The organism is Siminovitchia acidinfaciens, assembly GCF_003605385.1.
Classification (GTDB): domain Bacteria; phylum Bacillota; class Bacilli; order Bacillales; family Bacillaceae_C; genus Siminovitchia; species Siminovitchia acidinfaciens.
On sequence record NZ_QYTV02000002.1, the window covers coordinates 61303 to 73747 of the forward strand.

Here is a 12445-nt window from a genome sequence, read left to right on the forward strand (position 1 = left end):
ATTTTTACGAAGTCACTCGGGCCTGCATTTGATACATTTCAGCGTAAATACCGCTTTGCGCCAATAATTTATCATGAGTTCCCTGCTCCTTAACTACTCCTTTTTCCAACACAATAATTCGATCTGCATTTTTAATGGTAGAAAGCCGGTGTGCAATGATGAATGTCGTCCGCCCCTTTTTCAGAACATCCATCGCATGCTGAATGACTTCTTCCGTTTCAGTATCAATGTTGGAGGTTGCTTCATCCAATATTAAAATCGCAGGGTCGAAAGCGAGCGCCCGCGCAAATGAAATGAGCTGCCGCTGGCCGGAGGAAAGAGTGCTCCCTTTTTCAACAACCGGCTCATCCATGCCTTTTTCCAAATTTCCGAGCACCCGTTCCGCACCAACCGCTTTCAATGCATCTTCTGCCTTTTTCCGTGAAATTCCTGGGTCATTCAAACTCACATTTGAAAAAATGGTCCCTGTAAATAAATATGGATCCTGTAAAACAATCGCCATGTGCCGGCGTATCGTCTGTCTCGGCAGCGATGTTATGTCTACTCCATCAATAAATATTTTACCTTTCGACGGATCATAGAATCTGAATAAAAGATTCATTATGGAGCTTTTTCCGGAACCCGTATGTCCTACGAGGGCTACCGTTTCCCCCCGCTTCGCTTCAAATGAAATATTTTTCAAAACGTAGTCATCGTCCTTATAGGCAAATGAGACATCTTTAAAAACGACATGCCCCTCATATCTTAGCATTGTCTCTTGCGACACTTTTTCCCCGGAAACATCCAAAACTTCAAACACGCGGCTTCCTGCAACGAGGGAGCGCTCAAGCTGGGAAAACTGATTGACGATATGTGTAATAGGATTGAACAGCTTCGTCAAATAATCCACAAAGGCATACAAAGTACCTGCACTTACAATTGCAGATGCGGAAATCGATTTGGTTCCGAAGTAAAGGATGAAAATCGCAAACATGATCAAACGGATTGTGTTTACCAGGTTAAACGAAGTTGCTGAATCCAATAACAACAATTTTCTCTGGTAGGCATAATGTTCCTCGTTCATTTCGTCAAATTCTCTCGTCATCTGTTTCTCGCGGCGAAAGGCTTGAATGATGGGCATACCCTGAATCGATTCATTGATCATGGCATTCAGATCGGCAATTTTTGTACGGATCACGCCATTGTATTCCGAAGCATATTTTTTGTATAAAATCATCCAAAGATAGACGGCCGGCACCATGACCAGTGCCAGCAGGGCCATTTTCCAGTTTAAAATAAACAGCCCAACGTATACACCAATTACCGTGATGAGGCTTGTCGCAACAATAGACAATACCTGGACATATAGATTTCTGACTGCTTCCGTATCGTTTGTCACACGTGCTACAATTTTTCCAGCCGGCAGGTTATCAAAATATTGAATGGGCAATATTTGAAGGTGGCCAAAAACATCCTTGCGCAGCTTTTGAACAACCCGATTTGCCCCCACCTGCAAATATATATACATAAAGTAGCGTAAAATGGCTGTTATCATCGCCAATATTAAATATAAACAAAGCAGCCAGGCGATCGGCTCTACCTCGATTTTCCCCATTGTCATGTGTTCATCAATAATATGTTTGGCGATAAACGGACCTGTCAGTTCAGCAATAACTGCTCCGGTCAAGAAAAGCAATCCAAGAAAAATCGGCCGTTTAAAATACATGGCATACTTCACTAATCGTTTACCCGTACTCATGAGGTGCCTCCTTCCAGCTGCTGACGGTCAAATTGTTCTTTATACCAGCCGGATTGTTGGACCAGCTCCCCATGTGTCCCCTGCTCGATGATCCGCCCTTCATCAAGAACGATAATTTGATCAGCGTGCTGCACACTTGATAAGCGATGTGTCGTAATGATGGTCGTTTTGCCCTTTCTTTCATTTTGGATATTTTTAATAATATTTGCCTCCGTATTGGCATCAACGGCTGACAATGAGTCGTCGAGAATCAATATATGCGGGTTTTTTATAAGGGCACGGGCGATTGACACCCGCTGCTTTTGCCCCCCTGACAAAGCAACCCCTTTTTCACCTACAAGAGTTTCAAGCCCTTGCGGAAGAGTTTCCAAATCTTTTTCAAAGTGTGCGAGTCGGATGGCCTTTGCTATATCGGATTCCTTCGCGTCCTCTTTGCCGAATAAAATATTTTCCCTGATGGTACGTGAAAATAACACATGGTCCTGAGGCACATACCCTATCCAATTAAGGACCTGTTCTTTTGTTTGTGATGTTAAATCGATTCCATCGATTGTCAATTGACCTTCACCAAGCGGATATTCGCGGAGCAACTGTTTTAAAAAAGTGGTCTTTCCTGCACCTGTTTTTCCAACAATGCCAAGTGTCTCCCCTCTCCCTAAAGACAAGGAAATTTCCTGCAGATTCTTCACCTGACTCGTCGGATACTGAAATTCCAGATCGTCAAAACCAATATAATTTGGAGTATTTAAAATCACTGGATTCTTTGAATCTTGAACATCTGCTCTATAATCAAGCGTTTCTTTAACACGGTCAAGGGAAGCATTCCCTTGTTGCATAACATTGATCAGTTCACCAATCGCAAAAATAGGCCAAACAGCAAGCCCCAAATATACGTTAAATGTAACAAGGTGGCCGACTGTCAATTCGCCATTTGACACTAAAACTGCACCGTACCCAAGCGAGATGACATAGCTGATCCCCGTTCCGAACTTTGTAATTGGACCGAAAAAAGCGTTTATTTTAGCGGTATGCATATTTTTTTCGTAAACTTTTTCACTCAAATCCGCAAATCTTGTTTCATCTTTCCTTTCCTGCACATAGGCACGGATCACACGAACTCCGGAAACCGATTCCAAAACTCTATCGTTCATCTCGCCGAATGCGCCTTGTGCCTTCATATATCTTTCATGTACAAGCTTGCCAAGATATTGGATCAACACTGCCATGATTGGAACAGGCAGCATAGCAAATAAAGTCAATTTCCACGAGATCATGAACCCCATAGCACAAATGATGGCAGCCATATACAAAGTGGAGTCAATGAGAGTCATGATGCCGAATCCCGCCGTCAAAGAAACTGCATTCAAATCATTTGTCGCACGTGCCATTAAATCGCCGGTCCGGTTTTTTTCATAAAAGGTCGGTGTCATCTTCAAAAAGTGAAGCATCAATTTCCGGCGCATCATTTTTTCAAGTTTGATGGCTCCCTCAAACAAAGGATATTGCCAGACAAAATTCAAAAAGTATCCTCCGACAATGATTGCGGCAAAGATAAGCATATATTGACCAAGTATGGAGGCGGTCATATTTCCGGATGTCAGAATATCGATGACGTTGCCAAGCAGATATGGGGGAACAACTTCAAGTACACTGGCAATGATCAATAAGACGATTGCCACTGTATATTGCTTTTTTGACTGTTTGAAAAACCATCCTAATTTAACTAATACGTCAAACATGTATCAAACCTTCTTTCTAGGTTTTGACTAGGGCTACCCGCTATCTAGCAACGGCCTTTTGTGAATCATTCTTTTTAGATTTTTGGACATGTTTATCTACTCCTTTTAATAAAATTCCACCAAATTTTTCCAGCAAAAAGATGCATACCCTAAAAAGAGTATGCATCTCAATATGGGTAAAGAAGCTTTATCCATACCTTTATTTTGTTGACAAATTACAATTAAACAGAAAACGGGCATGGATAATGTATGAAATTAGACGACTGAAAATAAATGACACGAACAAGCATTATCCATTCCTCCTTCGACTTCCATTCAGGGAGCCAATGTTTTACTGCAAAAATATTCAGTGTTCTTGAATATTATCATCCTTTTCAAATAATTGTCAACAGTCTGGTTGACTTTTCATCAAATTGAATCCTAATCCTCATGATGATTATCCTAGACATTATTTATCCAAATATGATGATCCTCCCTTTCCCCCCAATAATTTTTCAAAATGTACGAGGGCTTTCCCAACAGCTGTCGCCAATATTGCTGTGAAGTTGAAAATCCTGCATCCAGGTAATATTTCGTTTGTCCCAGCCGTAGAAGCGCTTTTTTAATATATTGAAACAATAACTTCCCGATTCCCTGGCGTTGATAAGCAAGACGTATATACACACTACCAACTTCGAAAACATCGGGCTCGGTTAGGATATTATCAGAGATTGTCAGATTAGGATTTTTCAGAGCAATCGTCCCGACAATTTGCCGATCCAACTCGGCAACAAATAAAGCAGTTTTGGAATCAAAAAGACTTTCTTGGACTATCCGGTTTAATTGATCAACTTCTTCCTCAATTAGGCTCTTCTCTTTGTTTTCACGCATCACAAGATCTGTCATGCAAACTCTGAATAAATTGTCCAAATCACTGATATCCTCTGCTTGAACCTTCCTAATATGCATGCAATCACTCCTGTGAAGGGACATTTTTCATCCGTGTCATACCCTGCTGGCGCTATTCGTATGTTTGCTTGATTCACATGATAGCGATTTTTAGCATCTGCACCAACAAATTTCTTCTTAACTATTACTCATAATATTTTTTTACAACTCATTTCAATTTCACACGATAATATCGCATGCCTTTCGGAACTCCTTTTATGTCAAAAACTCCGTTATATATAAGTGTTCTGAGCCTGTATTCCAAAAATGAATCAGATACACGTTCCTCCAAATGGCCAAGAACATCACCAATAATTCGGGCTGATAACATGAATTCATATTGTTCCTGTTCGTTATGTAGTCTTTGGGCAGAATCAATAATGAGCTGATCATAATAATTTTCACTTACTGAAGCTATCTTGCCATTTTCCCATATCCGCAGTACTTCTTTCGTTTCCTCAAGTACGGCCCATTCCTCTACGTACTTTTTTCTATCTTCTGCAGTCAACGGATCGATTCGTTTCACTGCATCAATTTCTTTTAATTTTTCGGGGACAACTTCACCCGTATGTAGGCAAAAATATTGGTATTCCTCCGTATCATACAATTCCTTATATGATGTAGTCGAATTAATCAGGAAAACAACATTTGTTTTTTCACTCAGCAAATTCAATATGTAACGCATGCCTGTTTGTTCATCCGCATTTTCAGCCGTCCATAAGACAATGGGCAGATTTCCTGGAATGGCCTTGATTTCTTCAAGGGTATTCATAAATCGCTGTTCATACTCTTCTTCCATGTAATCCATTTCTATATTGAGGTGGTCCTTTAACCATCGGTAACGGTGTTTCCAGCCATCATCGCTATGAAGCTTCCAAATCGGCCCGACCGCAAAGAAATCAGGGAAGCCAATCACTTTGTTTTCATGTCCCAAACCTACCCGCAAAGTACCCGCTGCAGCTCCACCACACACAATATGTACAGAATTATATTCTCTTACAAATTGATGTTTAGATACTCCAAGAACTTCATCGTATAAATGAAAAAGTCCCTCAATCATTTCATTCTGTACTACTTCAGACTCCTTCAGCAAATCCAACTGAATCATCATATTCATCAAGAAATTCTTTGCCTCACTCCCAGTTAGCTTTTCAATAGATTGATAAATTTTTTCCATAAGAAACATTCACCTCATAGTTCATTCATAAAACTCCATATGCTTTTTATCCTGTCTGTAATAATCCAATCGATCCTGCAAAGTACCCGTATGGAATTCGAATTTATGACCATCCGGATCAGTAAAATAAACAGACCTTTTATCTTTTTCATCCCTCGGCCGTCCGGGTAGAATATTCACATCCAATGCTCTCAGCTTTACATGCATTTTATCGAAGTCCGCTTCATCGATTGAAAAAGCTATATGTGTGTATGACAAGCTAATTTCGTTACGCGGTATGTCTTTTTCCTCATTAAGGGCAAGCCACATACCATTGAGGTCAAAATAAGCAGTACTTCTCCCCTTAACCAACAGCTTTGCATCAAATACAGTTTGATAGAATTCAATAGAAGCTTCTAAATCTGATACGGAAAATAAAAAATGATTCAGACCTTTAACAGCCACTTCTTCACCTCATTTTTATAAATTAGTTGAACTTTGATAAATTCTTGAACTGCTTCCCCAAGGATGATAGCCATCGCCGATATAAGTGAATCCATATTTTTCATAGAACCCAATGAGGTCTGTACAAAGATAAACATTATTGAATTCTGCTTTTGCGGCATCAACTTTAGCACGTGAGAGCAATTCCCTACCCAAAGACCTGCCACGATATCTTTCTTCGATATAAAGAGCACAGATCCAGGGCCACAAATCCATTCGACTGATAAAATCATTGCTGATCAGGCCTGTACAGCCAATAATATTGCTTGAATCCTCCACCAAATACCAAACAGGTAACGGACTGTCAGTTGTTATACAATGATTAATACAATTCTCGTAAACTTTCTTATTGTAATCTTTTGCCCATTTGCTCTGGATATATTTGATTGCTATCTTTTTATATTCCGGTTGTTCCCTTACATTAATAATTTTCATTGACTTTTCCTTTAAATGATTATTTAGGGTCTTAAAATTGATTATATTTACACATTCGAAGGACATGCACTTCGCTAAGAATATATTACCATAAAATTCGTAAGATTCAGCAGAAGCTTATCCTTAAAATCATGAGCCCCACCTCTCCTGTAAAAGCTGTATTTCCTTTTCATGTGTGAATTCCTCTTTCGGCGTTTCTAAAATAAATGGAATATCTGCAAGCTGTGGCGTTTTTATTAGCTCGTGAAATTGATCCTCTGTTATATAGCCGCTTTTTCCGAATATTGGAGCATGGCGGTCTTTCCCTTCTCGTGCAGCGTATTTCGAATTATTAAAATGGATCACCTCCAACTCTTCGAAATAGCCAAGATCCATACCTTTTTCTAGGAGTTCATCCCAATTACCCCCCTCCCAAAGCCCGCAGGAGAACGCATGGCATGTATCAAAACAGAATCCAACTTTTTCGGGATACTCACATAAATTCCTGACTTGGACTAATTCTTCAAATGTAGTCCCCATCGCCCCCGGCAATCCTGCGTTATTTTCGAGAAGAATTTTAGCCTTCCCTTCCCACTGACTGAGAATTTCATTAAGCATCTCAATCATGAGTTGATAGCTTTCTAGGAGAGAAAGATGAGGAACAGGCTTGCCAAAATGAACGACGACACCAATTGAACCACATGCCTCGGTAATTTCCAGATCATTTAATAAAGAGTCGATCACCTGAATACGCTTATCATTATTCGTTGGGGTTAAACTTGTGGGATAGGGAGAGTGGCTAACTGAAAAAATGGCAGTTTTCTCACAGAATATCTTGCATAATTCCGCATTTTCCTGATTAAAATCTTTCACTGATAAACTCCGTGGGTTCTTTGGAAAATATTGAAAGGCGCCAGCACTCATCGCATGTGCTTTTTTCGCAGCACCTAAATATCCTTCTTTAATGGAAATGTGGCAGCCGAATTTCACTTGGATTCACCTCGCTTTAGTGCTGGCAGTTTTTACAGAAATATGTTTTTCGGGAGGAAAGCTCTATTTTCGCAATAGGAGTAGTGCATCTTGGACATGCCTTTCCTTCACGGCCGTGAACATCCATCTTATAGCCGCCAGTTTTATTGTCCCCAATAAAAAGCGGGTCCATATAGCCGCCTTGATCAATAGCTTTTTGTAAAATCAATCTGATTGACTGGTATAAACGCACAACTTCTTCTTGGCCAAGCTCATTCATTTTTCTCTTCGGCAGCAGCTGTGCATGCCAAAGGATTTCATCCGAATAGCGGTTGCCTATTCCGGCAATGGCTTCCTGGTTCATCAGTGTAGTTTTTAGTGAACCTTTTTTGTTTTTAACAATGTTCTGAAATGCATTCATCGAAAAATTGGGATCAAGCGGCTCAGGTCCGATTTCCCGAAGCTCACTCTGAATCATTTCAGGTGAAAAAAGATATAGATAACCTAAACGGAGTCCTATGAAATAAAGGTGACGGTCCCCAAAAGACAATTGTACCTGCACGGTTCGATCCGGCTGTTCTTCTTTTTTTCCATAAAACATCCATCCACCTAGCATCAAATGCAATAACAAGCACGAGCCGTTTTGCAGACGAAAAATTAAATGTTTTGCTCTTCTATCAATCGTATCGATTTTTTGATTCATTATTTGGCGGGAAAATTGATCCGTAGGGATATTGATCGATTTTTCCCGATTGATTACAACCCCCGTAATTGGTTTGCCACCGATCAATTGTTGAAGCAATCTTTTATACGTTTCCATCTCAGGTAATTCCGGCATAGATATTCCTCCATGAATTGTTTCAGTATCATTATTCCGCAATTTTCTTAAAACATGAGGAGGAATATTCGATCAAATTGTCCTAGACAAGCAATGTAAAGAATACTAACCTGTATATAGCCAGAATTTTTAAACGAAAAATTGAAAGGTCGTGAAAAATGATTATTAAGGCCTATCAAGAACCCCCGTCACTGGATGTTTTCCGTTATTTAATCCAGCGGTCGGAATTGCCTCCTGAAAGTACGCAGCTCTTCTTCAGAATGGAAAAAGGACACGAAGGTGAACAAAAAATGGCGGGATTACTAGAGGGATTGCCAGACAATTGGGTCATCCTTCATGACTTATTGCTTGAGTGTAATAACAGCGCCTTTCAGATCGATGCATTGCTGATTTCTAATGAACTCATATATCTTTTGGAGGTAAAAAATTTCGAAGGTGACTTCTACATAGAGTCAGATCAATGGTTTACCGGTGCGGGAAGAGAAATTCAAAACCCCGTCCTTCAGCTAAACCGCAGTGAATCTTTATTACGGCAATTGCTCCGTAAGCTCGGCCTCAACCTCCCTGTCAAAGGACTTATCATCTTCACACATCCAGAATTCGCATTATTTCAAGCCCCATTAAATTCCCCTATTGTACTTCCTTCCCAACTTAATCGATTTATCACCCAATTAAGGAAGAACCCAGCGAAGCCAACACAACATCTTAAAAGATTTGCTGAAAAACTTGCGGAACTACATATAGAAGAATCCCCTTATGAGCGGTTGCCCCACTATGAATACCAGCAACTCGAAAAAGGTATCGTTTGTGCAGTATGCAGCTCGTTGTTAATTTCCTTTGTGCATGATCGCCGAATCCTATGCACCCAGTGCGGCGATGACGAAGCTCTTGATGCTTCTATAATGAGAAGCATTAAGCAATTCCAGCTCCTTTTTCCGAACAAAAAGTTGACTACCAATGTGATATATGATTGGTGCAAAATTATTGATTCTAAGAAGACAATTAGGAGAGTTCTTCGGGGAAATTTTAGTGCGGCAGGTTTCGGAAAACATACTTATTATCTATAGTTTCAATATTTAGGCATAGATTTTAGGGTTCCTCATTCTTAGTTACCGTGATGGCGATTTATTCATCTTTGCGGTAACTAAGGAGTGCACTTAGTTACCGTCAGGAGGAGATTTTCGACTTCACGGGCACTTAGGACTGCTCTTAGTTACCGTCAAGAGGAGATTTTCGACTTCACGGGCACTTAGGAGCGCTCTTAGTTACCGTCAAGAGAAGATTTTCGACTTCACGGGCACTTAGGACTACTCTTAGTTACCGTCAAGAGGAGATTTTCGACTTCACGGGCACTTAGGATTGCTCTTAGTTACCGTCAAGAGAAGATTTTCGACTTCACGGGCACTTAGGACTGCTCTTAGTTACCGTCAAGAGGAGATTTTCGACTTCACGGGCACTTAGGAGCACTCTTAGTTACCGTCAAGATGATTATCTCGCCTTCGCGGTCACTTAGGATCACTCCAAAGCATTGATAATTACCCATAAACTAGTTCCTCTACTTTTCAAGGGTTTCCTCATGATTACCGTGGTCCCAATTTTTCCATAGCTCTGCTTTCTATCTCAATAAAAAGAGACAGATTCATCATCTGTCCCGCGTTTCACCTCGAAAATTTCGAACCAAACTCTTTCATGATCGCTTCAACCTCTTCGACATGTTCCGGCTTTAACAAGCTTTTCATCCTCGATGCAAAACTCATTAAAAATTCTTGGTCAAAACTTCTATCGTCAAGCTTTTGGAAGCTTTCCGTAAGCAATGCTTCCGCTTTTTCCTGCTCTCCATCTTTTACTCTTTCTAAAATGAACGACTTGAATTTCTGTTGACCCAGATTCATTGCAAACAGCATCTCCTTTTTTAAATTTCCTTGAATTTCTTTTACAGGTCGATCAAGGGAACGAAACAGTTTTCTAAAATTCCTCTATCTCATATTTCCAATTTCTCTTTTTCCTCAATAATCCGGATGAATTTATATAGCTGGTCATTAACCGGAGTTGGGACATCATATCTTTTCCCCAGCTCACACACTTTCCCACCAAAATATTCAACTTCTGTCTTTCGACCAGCTTCCACATCCTGCAGCATCGAAGTTTTTCCTTCTGGTGAAAGATTGTTCAAGATAGGCCAAAAGCTTTTAACATCTTCCTCTGTTAAATTGGCACCTGTCTTGCGGGATAGTTCAACCACTTCACGCATGGCAGACTCAGCCCATTCATAGGCGATGGGGAGTGTTTGAAAGACTCCGTAAGGCGCTTTTAAAGCAGCGGATGTCTGGTTGATTCCGACATTCATCATAAATTTCCACCACATCGTATGTAGAATATTTTCCGAAATTGTGTAATCAATTCCGGCCCTGTCAAATAATTCTTTAACAGCCAGTACATCGTCAGATGAAGATTTACTTTTATCTCCAAATACAATTCTGCCCAAAGTGCTGAACCTTATTTCATTATTTTCCCGGACCGCATCGATTTCAACGCTCACACTGTGAAGAATATGATCACTTTTGACAACAGAATATATTTCGTCTTCGCTGGAAATTCCGTTGAGCAAAGATAAGATAATCGTATCCGGTCCGATATGATGCTTGACATCCTCAATCGCTTGAGGTAATTCTGTATTTTTTACAGCAAAAATGACCAGGTCAGCCGAATCGGCCTTAGCTTCTGGAGTTATGTAATTAAAATGATAAACATCGCCGTTCACTTTCACCCCGCTGCTGGAATATTTGTCAATCCGCCGCGCATTTGCAACAACACGAAAAGATTCTTTCAGTTCATTGTGCAGCCTGCTCCCATAGGCGGCACCAATGGCTCCAAGACCAACCAAAGAAACAGATTCAATTTTCCTCATCCATTCTCACCACATTTTTAATTTATTTTTTCACTCAGATTTGAGCCATTCACTAAACCAATCATAAACTCCTCGACCTTCTTCGCATCTTCGGGATGGAGCATATGTGAAGAATTCTTATACCATAACATTTCTTTTCCGTACGGTGCTTCTACCTTTTTAAAAAATCGCTCAACAGTTCTTCCATCTACATGAAAGTCTTGTTTCCCATGTAAAAAATATAGCGGAGTATCGATTCTTTTGATTGTATGTAAATTTACTTCTGCGAAATCCTCGATTAATGCCTGTGTGTACGTCAAATTGTATGCACTGTAAAAAGTATGAAAAATATCCTTGAACGAGTAATCGGAGGAATTTAAAAATATCCTAAGCCCACCCATCATTCCAGGGTGTTTGACTGTCTCGCTTTCGTAAATCATGGATTTATATTCCATTAAAGGGCCGCGAAAATCTTTAAATTTCTTTACACTCTTGTCATATGGAGGTTTTCCCAGCTCCTCCAGCTTTTTGAGCGTTTTGTTATCCCCGGCGGATTCCGCCTTCTCTTTTACCCAATCGTAGCAAAGTTGATCGTTCTCCGTCCAGTTCATAATTTGGGAGATTCCTATATAAGCATGGAGCTTTTCGGCATATCTGGAGGCTACGGATAATCCAATGATCGTCCCCCAGGAATGTCCGGCGAGATAAATCTTTTCCCGATTAAATCTCTTCCTCAAGAAGTCGATCAATTCATTACAGTCACTGATAAACTGTTCGATTTTCATAGATTCTGCAGGAATTGTTTTATTATATGATTTTCCCGCTCCCCGTTGATCCCAGAAGACCAGAACAAAGTGCTCAACCAATTTTTTTGTGGCTGTTGCAATCGCATAGTCTTGTCCGCGTGAAACGACACCTGGAACTGGCATGCAAGGCCCCCCGTGAACAAATAATAATACGGGATTGTCGGGGTTAACCGCTTGGATGAGAACAGATTGTTCCACCCCTCCCAGATTAACTTTTTCAAGCGAATCAATACCTGTCGATGGTATAACGAATTCTCTCTTTTTAAAAAATAACGCCATACTTCATCCCCCCTTATTAATAGAATTATATCTATTTTCCTAATTCATGAACAACACATTTTCTTAAAAGAGAAAGCTAGCTTCGGGGTCTTTTTCTCGTATTGAAAGAAAAAGGCTTACATCTACAAGCTAAGGGACATTACAAGTTAAAGAGGATAAGAGCAGCGATTGAGTTTGGGAACAAATAG

At 40.2% G+C, this 12445-nt stretch carries 12 protein-coding genes; 1 reads left to right on the forward strand and 11 read right to left on the reverse strand.

The window, feature by feature from the left end; genetic code table 11:
- Positions 1–4: 4 nt before the first annotated feature.
- The 8 genes from D4T97_RS04595 to mutM form a co-directional block, all read right to left on the reverse strand.
- Positions 5–1738 carry an ABC transporter ATP-binding protein gene (locus D4T97_RS04595; RefSeq protein WP_126048210.1) on the reverse strand — a complete coding sequence of 578 codons (1734 nt, stop codon included), beginning with the start codon at positions 1736–1738 and terminating at the stop codon, positions 5–7.
- The gene (locus D4T97_RS04600) at positions 1735–3477 is read right to left on the reverse strand and encodes an ABC transporter ATP-binding protein (RefSeq protein WP_126048212.1); all 1743 of its coding nucleotides are present in this window, start codon (positions 3475–3477) and stop codon (positions 1735–1737) included. The genes D4T97_RS04595 and D4T97_RS04600 overlap by 4 nt, the downstream gene beginning before the upstream one ends.
- 441 nt (positions 3478–3918) lie before the next feature.
- Complete coding sequence (locus tag D4T97_RS04605) at positions 3919–4425, reverse strand: GNAT family N-acetyltransferase (RefSeq protein WP_164525471.1); 507 nt, start codon at positions 4423–4425, stop codon at positions 3919–3921.
- A 148-nt stretch (positions 4426–4573) separates the two neighbouring features.
- Complete coding sequence (locus tag D4T97_RS04610; RefSeq protein ID WP_235872157.1) at positions 4574–5581, reverse strand: DUF1835 domain-containing protein; 1008 nt, start codon at positions 5579–5581, stop codon at positions 4574–4576.
- Positions 5582–5602: 21 nt separating this feature from the next.
- The gene (gene fosM / locus D4T97_RS04615; protein WP_126048216.1) at positions 5603–6025 is read right to left on the reverse strand and encodes a FosM family fosfomycin resistance protein; all 423 of its coding nucleotides are present in this window, start codon (positions 6023–6025) and stop codon (positions 5603–5605) included.
- Positions 6026–6040: 15 nt separating this feature from the next.
- Entirely contained in the window at positions 6041–6499 is a 459-nt protein-coding gene (locus D4T97_RS04620) for a GNAT family N-acetyltransferase (protein ID WP_126048217.1), read from the reverse strand.
- Positions 6500–6628: 129 nt separating this feature from the next.
- Positions 6629–7468 carry a deoxyribonuclease IV gene (locus tag D4T97_RS04625; protein WP_126048220.1) on the reverse strand — a complete coding sequence of 280 codons (840 nt, stop codon included), beginning with the start codon at positions 7466–7468 and terminating at the stop codon, positions 6629–6631.
- A 16-nt stretch (positions 7469–7484) separates the two neighbouring features.
- Complete coding sequence (mutM, locus tag D4T97_RS04630; protein ID WP_126048222.1) at positions 7485–8285, reverse strand: bifunctional DNA-formamidopyrimidine glycosylase/DNA-(apurinic or apyrimidinic site) lyase; 801 nt, start codon at positions 8283–8285, stop codon at positions 7485–7487.
- A gap of 260 nt (positions 8286–8545) precedes the next feature.
- On the opposite strand from mutM, the gene D4T97_RS04635 reads away from it, so the two are divergent.
- Entirely contained in the window at positions 8546–9352 is an 807-nt protein-coding gene (locus tag D4T97_RS04635; protein ID WP_268920400.1) for a nuclease-related domain-containing protein, read from the forward strand.
- Between the two features lie 591 nt (positions 9353–9943).
- Here D4T97_RS04635 and D4T97_RS04640 read toward each other — a convergent pair.
- From D4T97_RS04640 to D4T97_RS04650, 3 genes are all read right to left on the reverse strand, one after another.
- The gene (locus tag D4T97_RS04640) at positions 9944–10177 is read right to left on the reverse strand and encodes a hypothetical protein (RefSeq protein WP_126048226.1); all 234 of its coding nucleotides are present in this window, start codon (positions 10175–10177) and stop codon (positions 9944–9946) included.
- Between the two features lie 89 nt (positions 10178–10266).
- A complete protein-coding gene (locus tag D4T97_RS04645) occupies positions 10267–11193 on the reverse strand; it encodes a ketopantoate reductase family protein (protein ID WP_126048228.1) in 927 nt (308 codons plus the stop codon).
- A gap of 17 nt (positions 11194–11210) precedes the next feature.
- Positions 11211–12257, reverse strand: a complete 1047-nt coding sequence (locus tag D4T97_RS04650; protein ID WP_126048230.1) for an alpha/beta hydrolase — start codon at positions 12255–12257, stop codon at positions 11211–11213.
- Positions 12258–12445: the final 188 nt, after the last annotated feature.